The organism is Rhodoferax sp. LS1P39, from assembly GCF_056521425.1.
Map to the genome: position 1 here is coordinate 182,710 of NZ_JBWMAV010000003.1, position 23,627 is coordinate 206,336.

The window sequence follows — 23,627 nt, forward strand, 5'->3', positions numbered from 1 at the left end:
CTATATTGATTGTTAAAATTCACACGCGGATTTTTTAAATGGTAATGGCCAAAATGCAAAAATTTGCAATTTTAAGATACGGGGCGCAAAAAATGCGTTGGATGCAATTGTGGCGAAAAATTGCGCCAATACGGTAATTAAAGCGGATCCTTGAATTCCAATTTTTGGAATTAATAGGTAATTTCCGGTGATGCTAATAATTAACCCTAAAGAAGTTCTGTAGAGTGTTAACTTCCCAAGCCCTTCGTTTATCAGCCATAGTCCTTGAGCGACTCCTAAAAAAATAAAAATATTAGAAAACACGTGAATGACTAAAACATTGGCTGCGGGTTGATATGCTTTGCCATATAATATATCTATTATTGGCGTAGATAGGAGTGCTGTAGAGATTGCTATTAAAATTGATGTTACGGTAGAAATTCGAAATAACATAAATATTGTATTGATATATGCATTTTCATCGCTTATTTTTTTTTGAGCTATGTGAGGGGCAATCGCGATGGCTAATATGATGGGGATGACATTCCATATCTGGGATACGGAAACTGCGGCAGAATAATATCCTAGTTCTGTTTCATTGAGGTATTCGCGAATCATCATCTGATCGATCCGCATATACATTAATGCGGCTAATCCACTTAACATAAATGGCCATGATTGGCTAAGAAGTTCTCTGCCAAGTCCAAAATTGAATTTCCACGGTTGATCGGTAGGATGTTGTCTATATGTGGTTGTAAGCGCCGTTGCCAAAAAAACAGCATCTAGTAGAGTGGCTAGAGCAAATGCCCATATTGGTGCTTCGAATATAATAAATGCGATACGGGCGAGGTTGGCAACGGCATACGAGGCTAGTTTGGCAACAACCGTACGGTTATTTTTACTTTGACATTGAAACCACAAATCTACGGTATCCGTACTTTGAAATATAAGGCTCATGCCGATAAGGGTTACCATTTGGAGCGCGGTGTTATCACCCGGGCGCACTGTCCATATAGCACCTATTGCAACACACCAGCACAAAACCCCCGCCACTAAACGCAGCCAAAATGCTGTTCCCAGAATGGTTGGGGCTTGATCGGGATTGCGTGCAAGGTCTCTAACGACGATGCCGTCTAAACCCAAATTGGCAATTCCTTGAAATAACGAAACAAAGGTAATGGCATAGGCTAGTTCGCCGAAGGTATTTGGGCCAAGGCTGCGTGCTAACCACGCTCCAATCGTCAGCGTAAGCGTCAATCGAATTATTTTGTCAAAAAGAAGCCAGGATGAGTTGGCCGCAAAAAGGGATAATTTCGAATTATCTACTAGATATTTTTTCAATGATTCAGGTAGCTTGATTATCCGCCCTAAGCTGAAATTCAATCTGGACATTTGGAGGCGGTCGCCGCATTAGATTTTTTTAAAACGGCGAAGAGATTGGAGGAAAATGTAACGGTAGCGCCTCCCATGAAGAGGTGTCGAATAATGGCACCTATTGCCCACCGAAGCGGTTTTCCAATCCAAATGCTTATGCGGCGAGATGCGCTGGCTCCTTGCATAGGCTGGCTAGGGCTGCTAAGTGAAACTACTTCAAATCCGGCTAACTGCGAAACCTGTCTCAGCATCATCTGGCCGATAGCGGTTCGATGGGTGATGTCACCATTCTGGATAGGCAAAGAAAAGGGGTTGTCGCCATTGGGGAATCTCAGCATGATCAATGTTTTTGGCGTACAAATTTTTTGTAAGGATTTCAAGAATCCGACAAGTGCGTCGCGGTTTATATGTTCTAGAACATCGAATGCCGTAATCAGGTCGTATGGACTACTTTGGGGGTGGTTTGCGAAGTGATTAATGCTATTTTGAGCTATGTAGCCGTGGTTGCGTGCTCGTTCTACCAGACGCTCGTTGATTTCTACGCCATCACACTGCCATCCATGTTTGCGACACCATCCTAAAAATGAACCATTGCCAAATCCGATGTCTAGTACATGCAGATTTTTGACGGATATTAATCCATGGCGACTTAATTCGGCGCTGTAGTAGGATTCTTTTTCGGAAGAGACAGAGGCAAATGATGCCACATCCCAACCCTGGGTGATTTCATAATTTTCGTAACTCATGGTTTATTAGGTCGGTACATAGGTCAAATAATCCGAGTTTAAATGGGCTGGATTCGGCACCGGTCCAGATTGGATTGTTCGTCCCCATTTACTGGGTGAGTATCTGTAGCGATGGTGTGATGTCAAGCGGTCTGGTGGTCGGCTGCCGCTGGGGCGTAGCCGTGGACCAGCATCGCCAGCACATCTTGCATCGTGTCCAGGTCACCCCGTGCGGCTGCAGTTTCCAGGCGGCGTAACTTCTGGTTTAAAAGCCCCCAGACGACAAAGTCCTCTGTCGCTTTCATGATGCGAGGGTGCGCTGTAGGCTTGGGGTTGTCGCCGATCAGCAGCTCTTCATATAGTTTCTCACCCGGGCGCAAACCGGTGATGCAAATTTCAATATCTCCATCGGTGCGCAGGGCATCGCGCAGCGTCAAACCAGACAGGGCCAGCATGCGGTGCGCCAAATCCAGGATTTTCACGGGCTCGCCCATTTCCAGCACAAACACATCCCCCCCATACGCCATCGCCCCGGCCTGCAGTACCAACTGCGCGGCCTCGGGGATGGTCATGAAGTAGCGGGTCACCTCGGGGTGGGTCACGGTCAGTGGCCCGCCATGGGCCAGTTGCTTGCGAAACAAGGGCACGACGCTGCCGCTGGAGCCCAGCACATTGCCAAACCGCACCATGGCGAAAATGGTGCTGTTGGGGCTGCTGGTCTCGTCACCCCACTGCACCACCGGGCTGGCGGCCAGGGCTTGCAGGATCAGCTCGGCGATGCGTTTGGTGGCGCCCATCACATTGGTGGGGCGCACGGCCTTGTCGGTAGACACCAGCACAAAATGCGCTACCGAGGTGGTGACGGCGGCACGTGCCATGTTCAGCGTGCCAAACACGTTGTTCAAGATGCCCTCACTCGGATTACTTTCAACCAGCGGCACATGTTTGTACGCGGCGGCGTGGTAGACCGTGGCGGGCCGGTACTCGGTGCAAATGGCCAACATGCGCGCATAGTGGCCCACACTGCCCAGCAGTGGCACCAGCTCCACGGACAGACCCCGCTGGGTGCACAGGGTGTGCAGCTCGGCATGGATGGTGTAGAGCCCGAACTCGTTGTGGTCCACCAGCACCAAACGGATAGGGCTCTCCACCACGATCTGGCGGCACAGCTCGCTGCCGATGCTGCCACCGGCACCGGTCACCAGCACGGTTTTGGCGGTGAGGTTGCGGGCCAGCAACTCGGGGTGGGGCGGTATGGGCTCACGGCCCAGCAGGTCTTCGATGTCGAGTTCGCGGATGTCTTGTACGGTGACGCGGCCACTGGCCAGGTCCGACAGGCCGGGCAAGGTGCGCACGTGCACCGGCAGGGTTTGCAGGGTCTGCAGAATTTCGTTGCGGCGCTCCCGGCTCACGCTGGGGACGGCCAGCAGGATGTCGGTGACGTTCTCCCGGTGGACGATGCCGGGGATATCCTGCGGCCCGTACACCGGCACGCCGTTGATGCTGCGCCCTGCCTTGGCTGTATCGTCGTCCACAAACCCCAGGATCGTATAGGTGCGCGTGCTACCCAGCGCGGCGGCCGTTTGCACGCCCGCGTTGCCCGCGCCATAAATCAGCAAGCGTGCGTCGGTGCGGCGGGAATTGCCGTCCAGCCCGGCCAGCCAAAAGCGGGCGACCGACCGGCTGCCCCCCACCAGTAGCAAAAAAATCAGCGGTTGCAAAATGCCAATGCTGCGCGGGATGACGCCCCACTGCATCCATTGCAAACATTGCAGCACGGCCAATAGCCAGAGGGTGTAGATCCCGACGGCTTGCGCGGTGGCCGTCAGGGCGGCCATGCCGGTGTAACGAAATATCGCCCGGTACAGGCCAAAGCGCACAAAAATTGGCATCGCCAGCACCGGGCAGAGTGCGTATGCCGCCCATTGCGCACCGGCAGGCCAGTGTGGTTTGTCCAGCCGCAGGGTGAACGCCAGCCACATGGCAAACAGGCCCAGGACGACATCCAGCGTGACCACCACCAGCCGCTTGGTGGAGCGAGACCATTGCAGAATGGCGTGGTGGTTCGAAAGCAATGCCCGCATCATTCGGGACGCTGGGGGGCCGGGTGCGCTTTGGCCAACACATCCGCCACCAGTTCCAAACGCACGAGCGGGCTGTCCAGGGCCAGCAGATTGTGTTTGAGCGTTACCGACAGCGGCAGCATTTCACACCAGCGGTTGGCCACCCAGCCGCAGTCGTCCAGCTGCAAGGGCGACACAATCGGGAAGCGGTCTTCTGCGACATGCTGCTCGCGCAGCGTCTGGATGAGTTGCTCCAGGGTATGGGATGCGTGGGCCAGATCGCTGGGGATGGGCGTGGCCACATCGCCGTCCAGCAGCTCTACATCCGCCACCCATTGGCCGTGGGCCAGTTGGCGGCTGGACTGGATGCGAAAGCGCTCGCCGCCCACGCAGTCAATCTCCATCAACCCAGGTTGCGGTGCATCAAAGTGGGTGATGCGGGCCAGCGTGCCCACCGGGTGGAATAGTTCATTGGCAGCCCCAGGGCGGCGCACTTCAGAGCCCTGCATCAGCGAGACGATGCCGAAGGGCGAGCCCGCCTTGCGGCATTGCTCCACCATGTGCAGGTAGCGCACTTCAAAGATGCGCAAGGGCAGCAGACCGCCGGGGAACAGCACGGTTTCCAGGGGGAACAGGGGCAGGTTGGCGTGGACGCGGGGTGTAGGCAAGGGAGGCTCTGGGCATTTGGCGACAGGCGCTATCATCCCACGACCCGAATAGGCGTTTGCATGTTGTACCAAATCATCTCGTTTTTGTTGGAAGTCGCCACCGGTCTGGTCGGCAGTGCCTGCCTGTTGCGCCTGTATATGCAGTACCAGCGCATTTCATTTCGCAACCCCGTCGGGAATCTGGTGTTTGCACTCAGCGACTGGCTGGTGCTGCCGCTGCGGCGGCTGGTGCCTGCGGTGGGCCGCTGGGACCTGGCCAGTGTGATCGCCCCGTTTTTGCTCAAACTGCTGCAGTTTTTTTTGCTGTGGCTGTGGGCGGGCGGCGTGGCGGGTGTGCTGGCGGTGCCGGTGCTGGCGCTGTTTGGCGTGGCATCGATGGTGATTACCGGCCTGATCGGCATGCTGCTGATTTACAGCGTGTTGTCGTGGATGCAGGCCCGCTCACCGTTGTCCGACGTGCTGGATCGCCTATGCGCCCCCTTGCTGGCACCGGTGCGGCGCATCGTGCCGCCGGTGGGTGGGTTTGATCTGTCGGCGCTGGTGCTGTTGGTGCTGCTGCAGGTGGTGTCGATTGTGATCAGCTACGCGCTACCCACGGTACTGGCGCAGGTGTAAGCACACTACGTTGCTATATATTTTAACTATTGTTTTAATAGCTTCCCGTGCTTATTCAATAAGCACGGGAAGCCGATTTTTATCTCTAAAATCGGCCTGATTTCTTAAACTACCGCATCCACCGGCTGCTTGAGCAGCATGGCCAGGGTGTGGGCGATGGTGTGGCGCAGTTCCTTGCGGTTGCAGATCAGGTCGATCGCACCCTTTTGCTGCAAAAATTCGGCCCGCTGGAAGCCCTCTGGCAGGGTCACGCGCACGGTGGACTCGATCACGCGCGGGCCCGCAAAGCCGATCAGCGCCTTGGGCTCGGCAATCACCACGTCGCCCACAAACGCAAAGCCTGCGCTCACACCGCCCATGGTCGGGTCGGTCAGCACGCTTACATAAGGCAGGCCCTTCTTGGCCAGACGGGTGAGGGACGCATTGGTCTTGGCCATCTGCATCAGGCTCAGCAGGCCTTCCTGCATGCGCGCGCCGCCGGTGGCGGTAAAGCAGATGAACGGCACTTTTTGCTCGATGGCGGCGTGCACGGCGCGCACAAAGCGCTCGCCCACCACGCTGCCCATGCTGCCGCCCATGAACTCGAACTCAAAGCAGGCCACCACCACGTTGATGCCGTGCACCGAGCCGCCCATCACCACCAGCGCATCGGTCTCGCCGGTGTTTTCCATGGCTTCCTTGATGCGCTCGGGGTACTTGCGGCTGTCCTTGAACTTCAGCGGATCGACCGGCACCACCTCTTGGCCCAGCTCGTAGCGGCCTTCGGCATCCAGAAACACGTTCAGGCGCGCACGGGCACTGATGCGGTGGTGGTGGCCGCAGGTGGGGCAGACGTTCTGGTTCTGCTCCAGATCGGTCTTGTACAGCACGGTTTCGCAGCTTGGGCATTTGATCCACAGCCCCTCGGGCACGCTGCGCCGGTCGGCCGGGTCGGAGCGCTGGATTTTGGTGGGGAGCAGTTTTTCAAGCCAAGACATGGTGGGTTCCTCTGTACTGTGGGCGCGCCCTGGCCATCCAGGGGCGCGCCGGGGATTATGCGTCTAGCGCTGTGCGGATTCCGCGCAAAAAGTCGGCGGCAGTCGCCACCACCTGGTCGTGCGGCTGGTTTTCGATCAGCTGGATGATCTTGCTGCCGATCACCACCGCGTCGGCCACCTGGCCAATCGCGCGGGCGGTTTCAGCGTCGCGGATGCCAAAGCCCACACCCACGGGGATGTGCACGTGCTGGCGGATGCGCGGCAGCATGGCCTCGACCGCGCCGGTGTCCAGCGTGCCCGCACCCGTCACGCCCTTGAGCGACACGTAATACACATAGCCGCTGGCCACATTGGCCACCTGCTGCATGCGTTTTTCGGTGGAGGTGGGGGCCAGCAGGAAGATCAGGTCCATGTTGTGGGCCTTGAGCTTGGCGGCAAAGTCCACGCATTCTTCGGGCGGGTAGTCCACCACCAGCACGCCGTCGACACCGGCTTTCGACGCGTTCTGGATGAAGGCATCGGCACCGTGGGTCTGGTCGTAGCGTTCCACCGGGTTGGCGTAGCCCATCAACACCACGGGCGTGTGTGCGTCTTGCAGGCGGAACTGGCGCACCATCTCCAGCACGTCGGCCATACCGATGCCAAAAGCCAGGGCCTTGTCGCCCGCCTTCTGGATCACCGGGCCGTCGGCCATGGGGTCGCTGAACGGAATGCCCAGCTCGATCACATCGGCCCCGGCAGCCACCATGCCGTGCATCAGCGCGGGCGTGATGTCGGCGAAGGGGAAGCCTGCGGTGACGTACGGGATCAGCGCCTTGCGGCCCGCTTTTTTGAGTTGCGCAAAGGTCGCGTCGATACGGCTCATACAGCCTCCTTGGCGGCGATGGCCGTGTTAGCGCCCTTGACGGTCAGGCCGCGCATGCTGGGCCGGTCGTAGAAGTCGCTGCCCGACAAATCGGCCACGGTGCCAATGTCCTTGTCGCCCCGGCCCGACAGGTTCACCAGAATCGACTGGTCGGGCCGCATGGTTTTGGCCATCTTCATGGCGTAGGCAAAGGCGTGGCTGGACTCCAGCGCGGGGATGATGCCCTCGGTGCGGCACAGGTAGTGGAAGGCTTCCAGCGCTTCGGTGTCGGTGATGCCCACGTATTCGGCGCGGCCAATGTCTTTCAGGAACGCATGCTCGGGGCCGACGCCGGGGTAGTCCAGCCCGGCGCTGATGCTGTGGGTTTCGGTGACCTGGCCGTTCGCGTCCTGCAGCAGGTAGGTGCGGTTGCCGTGCAGCACGCCCGGGCTGCCTTTTTGCAGCGATGCCGAGTGCTTGCCCGATTCCAGGCCTTCACCCGCTGCCTCCACGCCGATCAGCCGGGTGGCCGCCACGTCGATGTAGGGGTAGAAAATGCCCATGGCATTGCTGCCGCCGCCCACGCAGGCCACTACGGCATCGGGTTGGGGGCTGGTACAGCCGGCAGCCGCCAGCATTTCGGGCATCTGCACCAGGCATTCGTTGCCGATCACGCTCTGGAAGTCGCGCACCATCATCGGGTAGGGGTGGGGGCCTGCCACCGTGCCGATGATGTAGAAGGTGTTGTCCACATTGGCGACCCAGTCGCGCATGGCTTCGTTCAGCGCGTCTTTGAGGGTTTTGCTACCCGACTCCACCGGCACCACGGTGGCACCCAGCAGCTTCATGCGGTAGACGTTGGGGCTTTGGCGCTTCACATCTTCGCTGCCCATGTAGACCACGCATTCCAGGCCGTAGCGGGCGCAGATGGTGGCCGTGGCCACGCCGTGCTGGCCCGCGCCGGTTTCCGCAATGATGCGCGGCTTGCCCATGCGCTTGGCCAGCATGGCCTGGCCGATGGTGTTGTTGATCTTGTGCGCGCCGGTGTGGTTCAGGTCTTCGCGCTTGAGGAAGATCTGCGCGCCACCCATTTCACGGCTGGTGCGGGCCGCGTGGTAGATGGGCGAGGGGCGGCCCACAAAGTGGGCCAGTTCCGATTCAAACTCGGCCAGAAAGGCCGGATCGTGCTGGTACTGGGCGTAAGCGTCTTTCAGCTCTTCGATGGCGTGGGTCAGCGTTTCGGAGACAAAACTGCCCCCGTACATGCCGAAGTGGCCTGAGACATCAGGCTGTTGGTAAGTTGTCATGGTGTAACTTTGCAAGTTGGTCGTCTGCCGCGCGCACAGCGGCGACAAACTGGTGGATTTTTGCGGTGTCCTTGATGCCTTTGGCAATCTCGACACCGGAGCTCACATCAACGGACAGCGACAGAGCGCGTGGCCGAACCTGCAAAATGCCATCGGTCACGTTTGCAGGCGTGAGTCCACCACTTAAGACGAGGTGAGAGCTGACGCTTGGAGGAAGGCGTGACCAATTGAATGTTTTTCCGCCGCCACCATATCCATCGACGTGTGCGTCGAGCAGGATGGCTTGGGCTGTTGCGTAATCGGATGCGAATTTTAGCAAGTCAAACGGCTGGCTGTCATCCAGGGGAATCCGGGCCGCCCGCAAAAAAGGCCGCGTGCCGTTGGCGCTGGCCGCCCAGCAGTCCGCAGGCGACTCTTCACCATGAAATTGGGCTGTTGCGCTTGGTACATAAGCACAAGCAGCTATTACATTAATAGCAGTCTCGTTGACGAACAACAACACCGGCGTGACGAAGGGCGGCAGGCGCTTGGCCAACTCGGCCGCGCGCTGGGGCGTAACGTACCGGGGGCTGGGTGGGTACAGCACAAAGCCGACGGCATCGGCTCCGGCGGCAACGGCTGCGTCCACGTCCTGCTCGCGGGTCAGGCCGCAGATCTTGATACGGGTACGGGTGATGGGGTGTGTCATGGCAGCCAATCATAGGCCGCTGTGCGCTCGGGCAGGCCCCAATGCGCGGGATACACCGGCCCCATGAAGTACAAACCGTCGGGCGAGAAGGTGGGCGCGGCGGCTTTGCGGTCGCGTGCGGCCAGCACTTCCAGAATCCATTCGGGCGGCTGGAAGCCCTGGCCCACCACCACCAGGCAGCCCATCAGGTTGCGGATCATATGGTGCAAAAAGGCGTTGGCTTCAAACTCAAAGCGCCAGTACACGCCACGCTTCGAAATGTCGATGCGGGTCAGGTTTTTGACCGGCGACAAGGCCTGGCAGCGCGCCGCCCGAAACGATGAAAAGTCGTGCTCGCCCCGCAAATACGTGGCGGCCTGCTGCATGGCGGCCAGGTCCAGCGGGCGGTAGACCCAGCCCACGCGCCCGCCTTCCACGCTGGGGCGCACGGGCGACTCCAGCAGCGCATACACATAGCGGCGGGCCACGGCGCTGGCGCGGCAGTGGAAGCTGTCGGGCATTTCCTGGGCCCACTGCACGGCGATGTCGCGGGGCAAAAAGGCATTTACGCCGCGCACCCACGAGGCGGTGGGGCGCTGCAAGGGCGTGTCGAAGTGCACCACCTGCATCAGGCCGTGTACCCCGGCATCGGTGCGGCCCGCGCACAGAGTGGACACCTTGCGCTGGCTGAAGGCGGCCAGCGCGGCTTCCAGCTTGTCTTGTACGGTGTTGCCCGACAACTGGCTCTGCCATCCCTCGTAGCCTTGGCCGTTGTAGCTGACGCCCAGGGCTATCCGCACAGCGCAGTTCCCCGGTGCAGAGGCATCAGGACAGGCTATCCAGGAATTTTTGCGCTTTGGCGCGTAGCGCGCCGGTGGCTTCTTCCAGCACTTCTTCGGCCAGGGCGCGGGCACCGTCTTCGTCGCCGATGGAGCTGAACTCTTCGGCCAGCGACAGCTTGGTGGCCAGGGGGTCGCCTTCGTCGATGGCATCGGCCTCGGCTTCTGCGATTTCTGCGGTTTCTTCGACCTTTGCTGCTTCGGGTGGTAGCGCAGGGGCCGGCTCGTCCAGATCGAGCGACAGGGCGCTCAGGTCAAAGGCGAGGGCTTCCGGCGCATCTGCTGCTGCAGGTGTTGCAGCCGCACCCGAGAGGGGGGTGGCGGCGGTGCTCAGGTCCAGATCAAAGTCCAGGCCGTCGAACGGCGTTTCGTCCGCCACATTCGGTAGGTCCAGCGCGGCAGGCAGGGTGAGCGATGCCGCCAGAGGGTCGGACACCATGGGGGCCGCAGAGGCATTGGCGGGCAGGTCGCTGTCCAGGAAATCCAGGTCCAGATCCAGGTCCAGACCTTCTAGGCCTGCGGGTGCGTCCAGCGCGGCTTGCGGCGCAAAGCCGGACACGGGTGCGTCCGCAGACGGGTCGGCGCGCACGCTGTTCATCCAGGCCGGGCTGTCGGCGGCGGTGGCTGCCGCATGGGTTTCGGCCGATTGGTACAGGCTGTTGCCGGGTTCCAGACTGTGGCCCATGGCGGCGATGCGTTCCCATTCCGGGCCTTGGCCGTCGGTGAGCGCATGGGCAATGGTGGCCAAACCTGCAAAGTTGGCAACATCGCGGCGCTTGGCGTAGATCTCCAGCAGCTTGCTGTGGATGGCCAGGCGCTCGGGCGCGGCGCGCAGGGCTTCCTTGAGGATTTCTTCGGCCTGCAGGTCGCGGCCATAGGCCAGGTAGACATCGGCCTCGGCCACCGGATCGACATCGCTGGCGGCATCGAGCTGGCTGGGCGAGTACGACATGCTGGACGCGGGTGCTTCGTCGGCATGGGTGTCCACGCGTTGGCCACCGCTGGCACCAAAGAACGAGTCGGCCTGCAGGCGACTTTCCAGGAAGGAGCTGTCGGCGCTAGCCATGTGCTTGCGTCGCCGGGCGCTGTACACGCCGTAGCCGCCCAGCAGGGCGATCAGACCGGCGGCGGCCAGCACCAGCGGGTTGTCGCGCAGTGTGTCTATCCAGCTGCCCGACTCTTCCACGGCGGGTGCGGGTGCGCTGGCGGCGGAGGCGGGGGCAGAGGCGGGCGCGGCAACGGGTGTAGCGGGTGCGGAGACGGGGGCGGTGACCTCTGACGCTACCGCCATGGGTGCCGATACCGCGGGCGTGGGCTCGGCCGGGGCCGATGCCACCAGCGGCGCGGGAACGGCCACGGGGATCGCGGGCAACTCCACCACTGGCGCGCTGGCGGCACTGGCCACTGGTGCAGGCGGCACGGCCGTGGAGGCACCCAGTTTGTTCAGTTCGGTGATGTTCTTGGCGAGTTCGGCGACGCGGGCATTCGCCTCCTGGTCGGCTTTGTCGCGGGCAATCTTGTCTTCGGCGGTTTTGCTCTTCAACGCGCCTTTGGACAGGGTCAGTTTGTCGGGTGCGGCGGTGGAGGGCTTTTTCTCGTCCACCTGGGCTTGTATTTTGCCGCTGGCCTTGCGGTCGGCCTCGGCCACCTGCACCGATGGTGCACCACCAGCCAGCTTGCTGCGGAAGGCATTGAAGTCGCGGCTTTGCGCGGTAATGATCTGGGTGGCTTCCACCGGCGGGGTGGTGCCGGCCTGGCTGGCATCGGGCAGGTTGAGCACGGCACCGGCCTTGATCCGGTTCACGTTGCCGTTGATGAAGGCATTCGGGTTGGCGCGCAGCATGGCGACCAGCATCTGGTCCAGCGACACGGCGGTGGGTTTGCTGGCGCTGGCGATCTTGCTGGCGGTGTCGCCCGCTTTCACGGTGACCTGTTTGGCATCGCTGCTGGCCGGTTTGGCGGCGGTGCTGGGCGCGCTGGGCGTACTGGGTTTAGGCGGCACTGCCCGCGCAACCGGTGCGGCAGCCGGTGGGGCCACGGGCGCCGCGACCAGGGCCGGGGGAGCTGCTGCGGGTGCCACTGCCGCCGGGGCGGTAATCTGTGGCGGGGTGGCCGCAGTGGCCGGGGCCGCGCGGGTGGTGGGCGGGTCCAGCAGGATGGTGTAGTCGCGGACGATCCGGCCCGAGGCCCAGCTGACCTGCAAAATCAAATCGACAAATGGATCGGTGACGGTGCGGGTGCTGCTCAGGCGCAGGACGGATTTACCGTCGGCGCGGCGCTGCAGCACGATGCGCAGGTCGGCCAGTGCCGGGTTGTATTCCAGCCCGGCGGCGCGAAAGGCTTCGGCCGGGGCGACTTCGGGTTTGAGGCTGCTGGCCTCGTCGGCGGTGATGTCGGGCAGCTCAATGTCGGCACGCAGTGGCTCACCCAGGCCGGACAGCACCGTCATGCGGCCCAAAGACAGCGCCAGGGCCGGGCTGCTGGCCAATCCCACCAGTGCTGCCACCACCGCCGCCGCCACGGCAGATGTCTTCCAGCGGGGTGCGGAAAGAGGGCTTCGGGCGCTATCAACCGGGCAATTTTTGTTCATCATTCGGGCATGCACTACGACACTGAAACAGGAAAAATCACCATAACATCAATGTCTTAGGCTGACAAGCTGACGCAAGGCGCTGACGGTGGCAACACCGGCTCTCACCGATGTTGCATTAAGTTACATACTACCAAATACACGTTAACTGCCCGGTACGCGGCTGCTCACCGCGTTATGCGGCCAGCAGGATGCGCAGCATGCGGCGCAAGGGTTCGGCCGCGCCCCACAGCAACTGGTCGCCAATGGTGAACGCACCCAGGTATTCTGGTCCCATAGCAAGCTTGCGAATGCGGCCCACCGGGATGCCCATGGTGCCGGTCACCGTCACGGGGGTCAGGTCTTTGACCGTGGCCTCGCGGGTGTTGGGCACCACGCGGACCCAGTCGTTGTCCTGGGCGATCATGGCTTCGATGTCGGCCAGGGGCACGTTCTTTTTCAGCTTGAAGGTCAGCGCCTGGCTGTGGCAGCGCATGGCACCCACACGCACGCAGAATCCGTCCACCGGGGTGATGGCCGTGCCGAAGCTGGGGCCCTGGCCGAGGATCTTGTTGGTTTCGGCACCGGCTTTCCATTCTTCCTTGCTGGAGCCGTCACCCAGGTCTTTGTCGATCCAGGGGATCAGCGAGCCGCCCAGCGGCGCGCCAAAGTTGGCGATTTCGGCCGCGCTGAGGTTTTGCTGCTTGGCCAGCACCTTGCGGTCGATTTCCAGGATGGCGGATTTGGGGTCGTCCAGCAGGGGGCGGACTTCGGCGTTCAGCGTGCCGAACTGGGTGAGCAGCTCGCGCATGTGCTGGGCACCGCCACCCGATGCAGCCTGGTAGGTCATGCTGGTCATCCATTCGACCAGGCCGGCCTTGTACAGCGCGCCCACGCCCATCAGCATGCAGCTGACGGTGCAGTTGCCGCCGATCCAGTTCTTGCCGCCTTGGCTCAGCGCTTTTTGGATGACTGGCAGATTGACCGGGTCGAGCACGATGACGGCATCGTCGTTCATGCGCAGGGTGCTGGCGGCATCGATCCAGTGGCCGTTCCAGCCTGCAGCGCGCAGCTTGGGGAAAATTTCGCTGGTGTAGTCGCCGCCCTGGGCGGTCAGGATGATGTCGCAGCGCTTGAGCGCGTCGATGTTGTACGCGTCTTGCAGCGTGGTTTCGTTTTTGGCTTGCGCGGGGGCGGGGCCACCGGCGTTGGAGGTGGAGAAGAACATCGGCTCGATCAGGGCAAAGTCGCCCTCGGCCTGCATGCGGTCCATCAACACCGAGCCGACCATGCCGCGCCAGCCTACCAAACCTACTAAGTTACCTACTTTCATACCATCGCCCTTTTAAAAAATGAGTTTTTAGCCCCGGCTCGTCGAGCCGGGGGAGGGCGTGACGAACCGGGCTGGATCAGCCTTTGGTTGTCTTGGTAATTGCGGCAACGACAGCGTCGCCCATTTCCCGCGTACCCACCTTGGTTGTGCCTGCGGAATAGATGTCCACGGTGCGCAAACCTTGGGCAAGCACGGATTGCACCGCAGACTCGATACGGTCGGCAGCGTCGGCTTGTTGGAGTGAGAAACGTAACATCATGGCAGCGGACAATATTGTAGCCAATGGATTGGCGATGCCTTTGCCCGCGATGTCGGGTGCGCTGCCGTGGCTGGGCTCGTACAGGCCCTGGTTCTGCGCATTCAGGCTGGCCGAGGGCAGCATGCCGATGGAGCCGGTGAGCATGGCCGCCGCGTCGCTGAGGATGTCGCCAAACATATTGCCGGTGACCAGCACGTCGAACTTCTTGGGGGCCTTGACCAACTGCATGGCCGCGTTGTCCACGTACATGTGGTCCAGCGCCACGTCGGGGTATTCCTTGCCGACCTCGGTGACCACGTCTTTCCAGAACTGGAAGGTTTCCAGCACATTGGCCTTGTCCACGCTGGTAACGCGTTTGTCCCGCTTGCGGGCGGCCTGGAAGGCGACGTGGGCGATGCGCTCGATCTCCGGGCGGCTGTAGCGCATGGTGTCGAAGGCTTCTTCGGAGCCGGGGAAATGCCCGTCCACCGCCGTGCGGCGACCGCGCGGCTGGCCGAAATAGATGTCGCCGGTGAGCTCGCGGATGATCAGGATGTCCAGCCCGGCCACCAGTTCGGGCTTGAGGCTGGACGCGTCCACCAGCTGCTCGTAGCAGATGGCGGGGCGGAAGTTGGCGAACAGGCCCAGGTTTTTGCGCAGGCCCAGAATGGCTTGCTCGGGGCGCAGCGGGCGGTCCAGGGTGTCGTATTTCCAGTCGCCCACGGCACCGAAGAGCACGGCATCGGCATCCTTGGCCAGCTTCAGGGTGGCATCGGGCAGGGGGTGGCCAAACGCGTCATAGGCGGCACCGCCGACCAGGGCGGTTTCCATCTCGAACGGCAGGTCCAGCACGTCCAGTACCTTGATGGCCTCGGCCATGATTTCCGGGCCGATACCGTCACCGGGTAATACTGCAATTTTCAGAGAAGTCATTTTTTGAATTTATAGAAAATGGGCCGCCAGCGCTTATTCCATAAGCACAAGCAGCTATAAAAAAGATAGTTAAGCGCCTGCCAGCGTGGTGTGTGCCAGCCAGGGCTTGGTGGCCAGGCGTTCGGCCTCGAAGGCCTTGATCTTGTCGGCATGCAACAGCGTCAGGCCGATGTCGTCAAAGCCGTTGAGCAGGCAGTATTTGCGGAAGGCCTGCACCTCGAAAGGCAGCTCTTCGCCCTGCGGCATCACCACCACCTGGCGCTCCAGGTCCACCGTGAGCTGGTAGCCGGGGAAGGCCAGGCAGGCATCGAACAGCGCGGCCACCTGGGCTTCGGGCAACACAATCGGCAGCAGCCCGTTCTTGAAGCTGTTGTTGAAGAAGATGTCGGCGTAGCTGGGCGCAATGATGGCGCGAAAGCCGTACTGGTCGAGCGCCCAGGGCGCGTGTTCGCGCGAGGAGCCGCAGCCAAAGTTCTTGCGCGCCAGCAGCACCGAGGCACCTGCATAGCGCGGCTGGTTCAGCACGAAGTCGGGGTTGGGTTTGCGCGTGGCCGGGTCCTGGCCGGGAAAGCCCGCGTCCAGATAGCGCCATTCGTCGAACAGGTTCGGGCCAAAGCCGGTCTTGCGGATGGACTTGAGGAACTGCTTGGGAATGATCGCGTCGGTATCGACGTTTTCGCGGTCCATGGGGGCCACGAGGCCGGTGTGGATGGTGAATTTTTGCATGTTATTTCGCCGCGTTGCCGATGGCCTGGCCAGCGCGCTGTACGTCTTGCCCGATGCCGTGCACGGTGTTGCAGCCTGCCAAAACCAGGGCGGTGGCGACCAAGAGGAGGAGTTTTTTCATGGGGTTCTTTCCAATCAGGAGAACTGGCGGATGTCGACAAAGTGGCCGTGCACCGCCGCCGCAGCGGCCATGGCCGGGCTGACCAGGTGGGTGCGGCCCCCTGCGCCCTGGCGGCCTTCGAAGTTGCGGTTGCTGGTGGAGGCGCAGCGCTCGCCGGGCTCCAGCTTGTCGGCGTTCATGGCCAGGCACATGGAGCAGCCGGGTTCGCGCCATTCAAAGCCTGCGGCAATGAAGATCTTGTCCAGGCCTTCGCGCTCGGCCTGCTCTTTGACCAGGCCGGAGCCGGGAACCACCAGCGCCAGCTTGATGTTTTTGGCGACTTTCTGGCCCAGGTTTTTCACCACAGCGGCGGCTTCGCGCATGTCTTCGATGCGGCTGTTGGTGCAGGAGCCGATGAACACCTTGTCCACGAAAATGTCGTTCAGCGCCTTGCCGGGCTGCAGATTCATGTAGGTCAGCGCGCGCTCGATGGCCAGGCGCTTGTTGCTGTCTTTTTCTTTCTCGGGATCGGGCACACGGCCATCGATGCCCAGCACCATCTCGGGCGAGGTGCCCCAGGTGACCTGCGGAATGATCTGGCTGGCATCGAGTTCGACCACCGCGTCAAAGTGCGCGCCGGGGTCGCTGTGCAGGGTGCGCCAGTAGGCGGCGGCCGCATCGAATTCGGCTCCTTTGGGTGCTAACAGGCGGCCCTTGATGTAGTGCACGGTTTTTTCGTCCACCGCCACCAGGCCGGCGCGGGCACCGGCTTCGATGGCCATGTTGCAGACCGTCATGCGGCCTTCCATGCTCAAGGCGCGGATGGCCGAGCCACCGAACTCGATGGTGTAGCCGGTGCCGCCTGCGGTGCCGATCTTGCCGATGATGGCCAGCACGATGTCTTTGCCGCCGCAGCCTTTGGGCAGGGTGCCTTCCACGCGCACCAGCATGTTCTTGGCCTTTTTGGCCAGCAGGGTTTGCGTGGCCATGACGTGCTCGACCTCGCTGGTGCCGATGCCGTGCGCCAGTGCGCCGAATGCGCCGTGGGTCGAGGTGTGCGAGTCGCCGCAAACCACGGTCATGCCGGGCAGGGTGGCACCGTTTTCAGGGCCGATGACGTGCACGATGCCCTGGCGCTTGGACATAAACGGAAAGTATGCCGCCGAGCCGGATTCCTTGATGTTGGCATCCAGCGTGGTGATTTGCTCTTTGCTCACCAGGTCGGTGATGCCATCCAAGCCCAGCTCCCAGCCGGTGGTGGGGGTGTTGTGGTCGGCGGTGGCGACGATGGAGCTGATGCGCCACACCTTGCGGCCCGCCTGGCGCAGGCCTTCAAAGGCCTGCGGGCTGGTGACTTCGTGGACCAGGTGGCGGTCGATGTAGAGGATGGCGGTGCCGTCTTCTTCGGAGTGGACGACGTGTTCGTCCCAGATTTTGTCGTACAGGGTGCGTGCCATGGGGGGTCTTTCGTGGGGGCTTTATTTTAGGTTGCAGCGAGGTGGTCGAGTAGCAGGCGCGCGGTGACGGGCAGGGTGGCAAAATCGCGCGCAACCAGCCCGATCTGGCGGGTGGCCCACGCGTCTTGCAGCGGCACGGCGCAGAGCTGGGGGTTGTGCATCAGGTCAAACGCGCGCTGTGGCATCACGCCGATGCCCAGGCCATTGGCGATCATGCGGCACATGGCATCCAGCCCGGCCACGTGGATGCGCAGCTTGATGCTGCGGCCCTGGGCGGCGGCGGCTTGGTGCATGGCCTGGTAGATAGAGCTGTTGGCCTGCAGGCCGACATGGTCGAAATCCAGGGTCTCATCAAAATTGATAGCTGCTCGCGCCGATAGAACGTGCGCTACCGGCACAATAAGCACTAAATTGTCTTGCCGGTACGGCAGGGTTTGCAGGCTGCCCACGCCCCCGGCGGTGTTGCAGATGCCCAGATCTGCCGCGCCCTCTTGCACCGCGCGGATGACTTCGGAGCTAAGGTGTTCCTCCAGGTCGATCTTGACCTGCGGGTGGGTGCGGCAGAACGCGCCCAGGTCTTCGGGCAAAAACTGCACCACGGCGGAAATGCTGGCGTGGATGCGCACATGGCCGCGCACGCCAAAGGCGTATTCGCTGAGCTCGCCCTGCATCTTTTCCAGGCTGTAGAGCATGCTGCGGGCGTGGTGCAGCAGGCTTTCGCCCGCCGGGGTCAGGTCCACGCCCCGGGTGTGGCGTACCAGCAGCTTTGTTCCCAAGGTGGCTTCCAGGTCGCTCAAGCGCTTGCTGACGGCGCTGGCGGCTATGAACTCGCGCTCCGCCGCGCGGCCGATGCTGCCCAGCTCGCACACGGCTACGAAGAGCTGGAGCGAGGTGAGGTCCATGCGGCGGGCGAAGTTGCGTTCGGTGGGTTGCATTACGGTGTTGGGACATCGCGGTGGGCGATGGAAGGGCTATTTTCTCCCCTTTAAAGCATGCTGGTCGTCTGGATTTGCGATGGTGGGCATCGTGCCCGCACTCTACAGAATTTATACGTTTTAGGCACCTTGTGCTTATGGAATAAGCGTGAGCAGCTACTGAATAAATAGCGGATGCACGCAGGCGTAAAAAAACCCGCCGTCGGCGGGTTTTTTCAGGGGCTGACTAGATCAACGGGTCGCGATAGGCAACACGTCGCGCTTCACCGAGCCGGTGAACAGCTGGCGGGGGCGGCCGATCTTGTACTCGGGGTCGCCGATCATTTCATTCAGCTGGGCGATCCAGCCCGAGGTGCGGGCCAGGGCGAACACGGCGGTGAACAGCGGGGTGGGGATGCCGATGGCGCGCTGCACGATGCCGGAGTAGAAGTCCACGTTGGGATACAGCTTGCGCGAGACGAAGTAGTCGTCTTCCAGGGCAATCTTTTCCAGGGCCATGGCCAGCTTGAACAGCGGGTCGTTTTCCAGGCCCAGCTCGGCCAGCACTTCCTTGCAGGTCTCTTGCATGAGCTTGGCGCGGGGGTCGTAGTTTTTGTACACGCGGTGGCCAAAACCCATCAGCTTGACGCCGGAGTTCTTGTCCTTGACCTTTTCCATGAACTCGCCGACCTTGGACACGCCGCCCATTTTCTGGATGTCGGTGAGCATGTTCAGGCAGGCTTCGTTGGCACCGCCGTGGGCAGGGCCCCACAGGCAGGCCACACCGGCGGCGATGGCCGCAAACGGGTTGGTGCCCGACGAGCCGCACAGGCGCACGGTGGAGGTGGAGGCGTTTTGCTCGTGGTCGGCGTGCAGGATGAAGATGCGGTCCAGGGCGCGTTCCAGCACCGGGCTGACCACATACTCTTCGCAGGGCGTGGCGAACATCATGTGCAAGAAGTTGCCTGCGTAGCTCAGGTTGTTCTTGGGGTACATGTACGGCTGGCCGACGGTGTACTTGTAGGCCATGGCGACCAGCGTGGGCATCTTGGCGATCAGGCGGATGGCTGCGATTTCGCGGTGCTGCGGGTTGGTGATGTCGGTGCTGTCGTGGTAGAAGGCCGACAGCGCACCGACCAGCCCGGTCATGATGGCCATGGGGTGGGCATCACGGCGGAAACCGCGCAGGAAGAACTGCATCTGCTCATTGACCATGGTGTGGTTGGTCACGAGCTTGGTGAAGTCGGCTTTTTGCGTGGGGTTGGGCAGCTCACCGTACAGCAGCAGGTGGCAGGTTTCCATGAAGTCGCAGCCGGTGGCCAGTTGCTCGATGGGGTAGCCACGGTAGAGCAGTTCGCCCTTGTCGCCGTCGATGTAGGTAATGGCGGACTGGCACGACGCAGTGGACAAAAAGCCCGGGTCGTAGGTAAACATGCCGGTCTGGGCGTAGAGCTTGCGGATGTCCACGACATCCGGTCCTACGTTGCCCTGGTACACCGGGAGTTCGACACTCGGACTGCCGTTACTAAACGACAGAGTGGCTTTGTTTTCTGCTAACTTCATTTCATTGCCCTTTCAGCGGTTTCTCAACATACTCAAAACTTCGTGCACGTCACTGCGGTCCAGCGCGGGTTCGACCTCAGCAAGCGGCTTTCGTGCCAAGTGCAGGTCCAGCAAATCGTTGTCACTTAAATCCATTAGATCCAGCATTGCTTGCCCCTGGCTGACGGTCAGCGTGTCGGCAAACTTTTGGAAGAAGCGGTCGATGTACAAGTCGTTTTCCAGCAAACCGCGGCGGCAGCGCCAGCGCAGTTTGCTCAGAGCCCGCTCACCGAGCAAGTCCGAACCGGCAGCGGGTGCCACCGGTTCGGTGGAGGGAGAAAGTGGCTGCACCAACAGCCCTTAGATGGCGCGACGCACCATCAGCTCTTTGATCTTGCCGATGGCCTTGGTGGGGTTCAGGCCCTTGGGGCACACGTCCACGCAGTTCATGATGGTGTGGCAGCGGAACAGGCGGTACGGGTCTTCCAGGTTGTCCAGGCGGGCAGCGGTGCTGTCGTCGCGGCTGTCGGCGATGAAGCGGTAAGCCTGCAGCAGACCGGCGGGGCCGACAAACTTGTCGGGGTTCCACCAGAAGCTGGGGCAGCTGGTGGAACAGCTGGCGCACAGAATGCATTCGTACAGGCCGTTCAATTCGTCGCGCTCTTCCGGGCTTTGCAGGCGTTCACGCTCGGGCGGCAGGCTCTCGTTCACCAGGTAGGGCTTGATCGAGTTGTACTGCTTGAAGAAGTCGGTCATGTCCACGATCAGGTCGCGGATCACCGGCAGGCCGGGCAGGGGCTTGAGCACGATGGTGCCGGGCAGCGTGAGCATATTGGTCAGGCAGGCCAGGCCGTTCTTGCCGTTGATGTTCATCGCGTCCGAGCCGCACACGCCTTCGCGGCAGGAGCGGCGGAACGACAGGGTGGGGTCTTGTTGCTTGAGCTTGATCAGCGCGTCCAGCAGCATGCGTTCATGGCCGTCGAGTTCGATCTCGATGGTCTGCATGTAGGGCTTGGCATCGGTGTCCGGGTCGTAGCGGTAGATCTGGAAGGTGCGTTTGGTCATGGGTTTTCCTAGTCGTGCTTAGAACGTACGCACTTTGGGTGGAATGCTGTCTACCGTCAGGGGCTTGAGGTTGACGGGCTTGTAGCTCAGGCGGTTGTCGGCGCTGTACCAAAGGGTGTGCTTCATCCACTCCTTGTCGTTGCGGCCCAGAGGGAACTGGTCGTGGTCGGCAGGGTGCTCGTAGTCGTACACCGTGTGGGCACCGCGGCATTCGCGGCGGGCCGCAGCCGAGACCATGGTGGCCTGGGCCACTTCGATCAGGTTGTCCACTTCCAGGGCTTCAATCCGGGCGGTGTTGAAGATCTTGGACTTGTCTTTCAGGGTGATGCTGGCCACGCGCTTGCGGATATCGGCGATCTTCTGCACGCCTTCGTCCATGCTGACCTGGGTGCGGAACACACCTGCATGCAGCTGCATGGCGGTGCGGATTTCGGCGGCCACTTCCTGGCAGTAGCTGCCCTCAGACGAGGCTTGCAACTGGTTCAGGCGCTCCAGCGTGCGGTCGGCTGCGTCGGCAGGCAGGGGCTTGTGCTCTTTGTTCTTCTGGTTGAACTCGACGATGTGGCGGCCTGCGGCCTTGCCAAACACCAGCAAATCCAGCAGCGAGTTGGTACCCAGGCGGTTCGCGCCGTGCACGCTGACGCAGGCGCATTCGCCCACCGCGTACAGGCCGTTGATCACCGAGTTGTTGACCTCGCCCTTTTGCTCGATCACCTGGCCGTGGATATTGGTGGGCACGCCGCCCATTTGGTAATGGATGGTGGGCACCACGGGGATGGGCTCTTTGGTGATGTCGACGTTGGCGAAGTTCACGCCAATTTCGTACACCGAAGGCAGGCGCTTGTGGATGGTGTCGGCACCCAGGTGGTCCAGTTTCAGCAGGATGTAGTCCTTGTTGGGGCCGCAGCCACGGCCTTCCTTGATTTCCTGGTCCATGCAACGCGATACGAAGTCGCGCGGGGCCAGATCTTTCATGGTGGGCGCGTAGCGCTCCATGAAGCGCTCGCCATTGCTGTTGAGCAAAATCGCGCCTTCGCCACGGCAGCCTTCGGTCAGCAATACGCCCGCACCGGCCACGCCAGTGGGGTGGAACTGCCAGAACTCCATGTCTTGCAGGGCGATACCGGCACGCGCCGCCATGCCCAGGCCGTCACCGGTGTTGATGAAGGCGTTGGTGGACGCATCAAAAATACGGCCTGCGCCACCGGTGGCCAGCAGCACGGTTTTGGCCTGCAGGATGTGCAGATCGCCGGTTTCCATTTCCAGTGCGGTCACGCCGACCACATCGCCCGCCTCGTCGCGGATCAGGTCCAGCGCCATCCATTCGACGAAGAAGTTGGTCTTGGCCTTGACGTTTTGCTGGTACAGGGTGTGCAGCATGGCGTGGCCGGTACGGTCGGCTGCAGCGCAGGCGCGTTGCACCGGCTTTTCGCCGTAGTTGGCGGTGTGGCCGCCGAAGGGGCGCTGGTAGATGGTGCCGTCGGGGTTGCGGTCAAACGGCATGCCGAAGTGTTCGAGCTCGTAGACCACCTTGGGGGCTTCGCGGCACATGAACTCGATGGCATCCTGGTCGCCGAGCCAGTCGGAACCCTTGATGGTGTCGTAGAAGTGGTAGTGCCAGTTGTCTTCGCTCATATTGCCCAGTGAAGCGCTCACGCCACCCTGTGCGGCCACGGTGTGGCTGCGGGTAGGGAACACTTTGGACAGGGAGGCCACGTTCAGGCCGGCTTTGGACAATTCGAGTGCGGCGCGCATGCCCGAGCCACCGGCTCCGACGATCACGACATCAAATTTACGCTTGGAAATGTGGGCTTTGGAGTAGGTCATTTTTATGTTGCTTTTATCGAGTCTTCTTTAAAGGCGCCAGAGCACCTGGATCGCCCAGCCAGCACAGCCGACCAGCCAGATAATCGTGAAAATTTGCAGCAGCAGACGCAGCCAGACCATGGATGTCACGTAGTCCATCCAGATATCGCGCATGCCCACCCACACGTGGTAGAGCAGGGCGATGATGACCGAGAAGGTCACGATCTTCATCCACTGCGCAGCGAAGATGCCCGCCCACAGGTCGTAGCCGATGGGGCCTTTGGTCAGCAGCAACTGGGCCAGCACCACCACCGTGAACAAGGCCATGATGCCTGCCGTGACGCGCTGCGCCAGCCAGTCGCGCAAGCCGTAATGTGCGCCCGTGACGACGCGCTTGGATCCGTAATTAACCGACATGTTGAGTTGCTCCGGGGGGATTTAGTACAGGCCGAACAGCTTGGCTGCCAGCACGATGGTCAGGCCGATGCTGAGTGCCAGGGTGAATTTGGCCGACGATGCGCCGAATTCCTTGGTCACCGCGTCGTGGCTGGTGTCCATCCACAAGTGGCGCAGGCCTGCAATAAAGTGGTGCAAATAAGCCCAAATCAGTGCCAAAGCCACCAGCTTGAAGAAGAAGCCGGGCACAAAACCTGCGCCCATGTTGAACACGGCTTTGAACTTGGCAAACGAGATTTCGCTGGACACCGAAGCATCAAACATCCAGATGATGAAAGGCATCAACAAAAACATGATGAAGCCACTGATACGGTGCAGGATGGACACCCAGGCCGCCGGTGCCATGCGGTAGGTGGGCAGATCTTTTAACGCATTGATGTTGCGGAATTCGGGCCGCTTGGGGCGGGCGCTAGAGGCAATCTCTGTCATA

At 61.1% G+C, this 23,627-nt stretch carries 23 protein-coding genes; 1 reads left to right on the forward strand and 22 read right to left on the reverse strand.

The features are described 5' to 3' along the window. Window positions 1-12 precede the first annotated feature (12 nt). The 4 genes from AC097O_RS07790 to AC097O_RS07805 all read right to left on the reverse strand — a co-directional run bounded on the left by AC097O_RS07790 (window position 13) and on the right by AC097O_RS07805 (window position 4,845). Window positions 13-1,371 (reverse strand): flippase, encoded by a 1,359-nt coding sequence (locus AC097O_RS07790; protein WP_479592255.1) that lies wholly within the window; start codon window positions 1,369-1,371, stop codon window positions 13-15. Next, window positions 1,359-2,099, reverse strand: a complete 741-nt coding sequence (locus tag AC097O_RS07795; protein WP_479592256.1) for a class I SAM-dependent methyltransferase — start codon at window positions 2,097-2,099, stop codon at window positions 1,359-1,361. The genes AC097O_RS07790 and AC097O_RS07795 overlap by 13 nt, the downstream gene beginning before the upstream one ends. Window positions 2,100-2,221: 122 nt before the next feature. Further along, complete coding sequence (locus AC097O_RS07800) at window positions 2,222-4,165, reverse strand: polysaccharide biosynthesis protein (RefSeq protein ID WP_479592257.1); 1,944 nt, start codon at window positions 4,163-4,165, stop codon at window positions 2,222-2,224. Then, complete coding sequence (locus tag AC097O_RS07805; RefSeq protein ID WP_479592258.1) at window positions 4,162-4,845, reverse strand: LON peptidase substrate-binding domain-containing protein; 684 nt, start codon at window positions 4,843-4,845, stop codon at window positions 4,162-4,164. Before AC097O_RS07805 ends, AC097O_RS07800 begins: the two co-directional genes overlap by 4 nt. Window positions 4,846-4,869: 24 nt before the next feature. On the opposite strand from AC097O_RS07805, the gene AC097O_RS07810 reads away from it, so the two are divergent. After that, window positions 4,870-5,424 (forward strand): YggT family protein, encoded by a 555-nt coding sequence (locus tag AC097O_RS07810; protein ID WP_479592259.1) that lies wholly within the window; start codon window positions 4,870-4,872, stop codon window positions 5,422-5,424. Between the two features lie 104 nt (window positions 5,425-5,528). Here AC097O_RS07810 and accD read toward each other — a convergent pair whose 3' ends face one another. The 18 genes from accD to sdhC form a co-directional block, all read right to left on the reverse strand. Then, a complete protein-coding gene (gene accD / locus AC097O_RS07815; RefSeq protein WP_479592260.1) occupies window positions 5,529-6,401 on the reverse strand; it encodes an acetyl-CoA carboxylase, carboxyltransferase subunit beta in 873 nt (290 codons plus the stop codon). A gap of 55 nt (window positions 6,402-6,456) precedes the next feature. Further along, window positions 6,457-7,266 (reverse strand): tryptophan synthase subunit alpha, encoded by an 810-nt coding sequence (gene trpA / locus AC097O_RS07820; RefSeq protein WP_479592261.1) that lies wholly within the window; start codon window positions 7,264-7,266, stop codon window positions 6,457-6,459. Then, window positions 7,263-8,552, reverse strand: coding sequence for a tryptophan synthase subunit beta (gene trpB, locus AC097O_RS07825; protein ID WP_479592262.1), 1,290 nt, complete (start codon window positions 8,550-8,552; stop codon window positions 7,263-7,265). The genes trpA and trpB overlap by 4 nt, the downstream gene beginning before the upstream one ends. After that, complete coding sequence (locus tag AC097O_RS07830) at window positions 8,530-9,240, reverse strand: phosphoribosylanthranilate isomerase (RefSeq protein ID WP_479592263.1); 711 nt, start codon at window positions 9,238-9,240, stop codon at window positions 8,530-8,532. The genes trpB and AC097O_RS07830 overlap by 23 nt, the downstream gene beginning before the upstream one ends. Beyond that, window positions 9,237-10,019, reverse strand: a complete 783-nt coding sequence (gene truA / locus AC097O_RS07835) for a tRNA pseudouridine(38-40) synthase TruA (protein WP_479592264.1) — start codon at window positions 10,017-10,019, stop codon at window positions 9,237-9,239. Before truA ends, AC097O_RS07830 begins: the two co-directional genes overlap by 4 nt. 25 nt (window positions 10,020-10,044) lie before the next feature. Continuing rightward, on the reverse strand, window positions 10,045-12,648 hold the full coding sequence (locus tag AC097O_RS07840; protein ID WP_479592265.1) for a motility hub landmark protein FimV: 2,604 nt from the start codon (window positions 12,646-12,648) through the stop codon (window positions 10,045-10,047). 175 nt (window positions 12,649-12,823) lie between these two features. Then, window positions 12,824-13,960 carry an aspartate-semialdehyde dehydrogenase gene (gene asd, locus AC097O_RS07845; RefSeq protein ID WP_479592266.1) on the reverse strand — a complete coding sequence of 379 codons (1,137 nt, stop codon included), beginning with the start codon at window positions 13,958-13,960 and terminating at the stop codon, window positions 12,824-12,826. A gap of 76 nt (window positions 13,961-14,036) precedes the next feature. Further along, window positions 14,037-15,122 carry a 3-isopropylmalate dehydrogenase gene (gene leuB, locus AC097O_RS07850; protein ID WP_479592396.1) on the reverse strand — a complete coding sequence of 362 codons (1,086 nt, stop codon included), beginning with the start codon at window positions 15,120-15,122 and terminating at the stop codon, window positions 14,037-14,039. Window positions 15,123-15,200: 78 nt separating this feature from the next. Further along, the gene (leuD, locus tag AC097O_RS07855; RefSeq protein ID WP_315185888.1) at window positions 15,201-15,857 is read right to left on the reverse strand and encodes a 3-isopropylmalate dehydratase small subunit; all 657 of its coding nucleotides are present in this window, start codon (window positions 15,855-15,857) and stop codon (window positions 15,201-15,203) included. Between the two features lies 1 nt (window position 15,858). Beyond that, entirely contained in the window at window positions 15,859-15,978 is a 120-nt protein-coding gene (locus AC097O_RS07860) for an entericidin A/B family lipoprotein (RefSeq protein WP_479592267.1), read from the reverse strand. A 14-nt stretch (window positions 15,979-15,992) separates the two neighbouring features. Beyond that, on the reverse strand, window positions 15,993-17,414 hold the full coding sequence (leuC, locus tag AC097O_RS07865) for a 3-isopropylmalate dehydratase large subunit (protein ID WP_315202141.1): 1,422 nt from the start codon (window positions 17,412-17,414) through the stop codon (window positions 15,993-15,995). A gap of 26 nt (window positions 17,415-17,440) precedes the next feature. Further along, entirely contained in the window at window positions 17,441-18,349 is a 909-nt protein-coding gene (locus tag AC097O_RS07870) for a LysR family transcriptional regulator (protein WP_479592268.1), read from the reverse strand. 231 nt (window positions 18,350-18,580) lie between these two features. Next, on the reverse strand, window positions 18,581-19,891 hold the full coding sequence (gltA, locus tag AC097O_RS07875; RefSeq protein WP_315185899.1) for a citrate synthase: 1,311 nt from the start codon (window positions 19,889-19,891) through the stop codon (window positions 18,581-18,583). Between the two features lie 12 nt (window positions 19,892-19,903). Beyond that, window positions 19,904-20,221 (reverse strand): FAD assembly factor SdhE, encoded by a 318-nt coding sequence (locus AC097O_RS07880; RefSeq protein WP_315185901.1) that lies wholly within the window; start codon window positions 20,219-20,221, stop codon window positions 19,904-19,906. A 9-nt stretch (window positions 20,222-20,230) separates the two neighbouring features. Beyond that, window positions 20,231-20,935, reverse strand: a complete 705-nt coding sequence (locus tag AC097O_RS07885; protein WP_315185904.1) for a succinate dehydrogenase iron-sulfur subunit — start codon at window positions 20,933-20,935, stop codon at window positions 20,231-20,233. Between the two features lie 18 nt (window positions 20,936-20,953). Continuing rightward, window positions 20,954-22,762, reverse strand: coding sequence for a succinate dehydrogenase flavoprotein subunit (gene sdhA, locus AC097O_RS07890; protein WP_479592269.1), 1,809 nt, complete (start codon window positions 22,760-22,762; stop codon window positions 20,954-20,956). Window positions 22,763-22,789: 27 nt separating this feature from the next. Continuing rightward, on the reverse strand, window positions 22,790-23,158 hold the full coding sequence (gene sdhD, locus AC097O_RS07895; protein ID WP_479592270.1) for a succinate dehydrogenase, hydrophobic membrane anchor protein: 369 nt from the start codon (window positions 23,156-23,158) through the stop codon (window positions 22,790-22,792). A gap of 21 nt (window positions 23,159-23,179) precedes the next feature. Next, window positions 23,180-23,626, reverse strand: a complete 447-nt coding sequence (sdhC, locus tag AC097O_RS07900; protein ID WP_315185913.1) for a succinate dehydrogenase, cytochrome b556 subunit — start codon at window positions 23,624-23,626, stop codon at window positions 23,180-23,182. Window position 23,627: the final 1 nt, after the last annotated feature.

What these genes read in the sequence shown, in the direction of transcription:
- AC097O_RS07790 (WP_479592255.1), bottom strand. Translation starts at nt 1,371, where the DNA reads ATGTCCAGATTGAATTTCAGCTTAGGGCGGATAATCAAGCTACCTGAA.
- AC097O_RS07795 (WP_479592256.1), bottom strand. Translation starts at nt 2,099, where the DNA reads ATGAGTTACGAAAATTATGAAATCACCCAGGGTTGGGATGTGGCATCA.
- AC097O_RS07800 (WP_479592257.1), bottom strand. Translation starts at nt 4,165, where the DNA reads ATGATGCGGGCATTGCTTTCGAACCACCACGCCATTCTGCAATGGTCT.
- AC097O_RS07805 (WP_479592258.1), bottom strand. Translation starts at nt 4,845, where the DNA reads ATGATAGCGCCTGTCGCCAAATGCCCAGAGCCTCCCTTGCCTACACCC.
- AC097O_RS07810 (WP_479592259.1), top strand. Translation starts at nt 4,870, where the DNA reads ATGTTGTACCAAATCATCTCGTTTTTGTTGGAAGTCGCCACCGGTCTG.
- accD (WP_479592260.1), bottom strand. Translation starts at nt 6,401, where the DNA reads ATGTCTTGGCTTGAAAAACTGCTCCCCACCAAAATCCAGCGCTCCGAC.
- trpA (WP_479592261.1), bottom strand. Translation starts at nt 7,266, where the DNA reads ATGAGCCGTATCGACGCGACCTTTGCGCAACTCAAAAAAGCGGGCCGC.
- trpB (WP_479592262.1), bottom strand. Translation starts at nt 8,552, where the DNA reads ATGACAACTTACCAACAGCCTGATGTCTCAGGCCACTTCGGCATGTAC.
- AC097O_RS07830 (WP_479592263.1), bottom strand. Translation starts at nt 9,240, where the DNA reads ATGACACACCCCATCACCCGTACCCGTATCAAGATCTGCGGCCTGACC.
- AC097O_RS07840 (WP_479592265.1), bottom strand. Translation starts at nt 12,648, where the DNA reads ATGAACAAAAATTGCCCGGTTGATAGCGCCCGAAGCCCTCTTTCCGCA.
- asd (WP_479592266.1), bottom strand. Translation starts at nt 13,960, where the DNA reads ATGAAAGTAGGTAACTTAGTAGGTTTGGTAGGCTGGCGCGGCATGGTC.
- leuD (WP_315185888.1), bottom strand. Translation starts at nt 15,857, where the DNA reads ATGCAAAAATTCACCATCCACACCGGCCTCGTGGCCCCCATGGACCGC.
- AC097O_RS07860 (WP_479592267.1), bottom strand. Translation starts at nt 15,978, where the DNA reads ATGAAAAAACTCCTCCTCTTGGTCGCCACCGCCCTGGTTTTGGCAGGC.
- leuC (WP_315202141.1), bottom strand. Translation starts at nt 17,414, where the DNA reads ATGGCACGCACCCTGTACGACAAAATCTGGGACGAACACGTCGTCCAC.
- AC097O_RS07870 (WP_479592268.1), bottom strand. Translation starts at nt 18,349, where the DNA reads ATGCAACCCACCGAACGCAACTTCGCCCGCCGCATGGACCTCACCTCG.
- gltA (WP_315185899.1), bottom strand. Translation starts at nt 19,891, where the DNA reads ATGAAGTTAGCAGAAAACAAAGCCACTCTGTCGTTTAGTAACGGCAGT.
- AC097O_RS07885 (WP_315185904.1), bottom strand. Translation starts at nt 20,935, where the DNA reads ATGACCAAACGCACCTTCCAGATCTACCGCTACGACCCGGACACCGAT.
- sdhA (WP_479592269.1), bottom strand. Translation starts at nt 22,762, where the DNA reads ATGACCTACTCCAAAGCCCACATTTCCAAGCGTAAATTTGATGTCGTG.
- sdhD (WP_479592270.1), bottom strand. Translation starts at nt 23,158, where the DNA reads ATGTCGGTTAATTACGGATCCAAGCGCGTCGTCACGGGCGCACATTAC.
- sdhC (WP_315185913.1), bottom strand. Translation starts at nt 23,626, where the DNA reads ATGACAGAGATTGCCTCTAGCGCCCGCCCCAAGCGGCCCGAATTCCGC.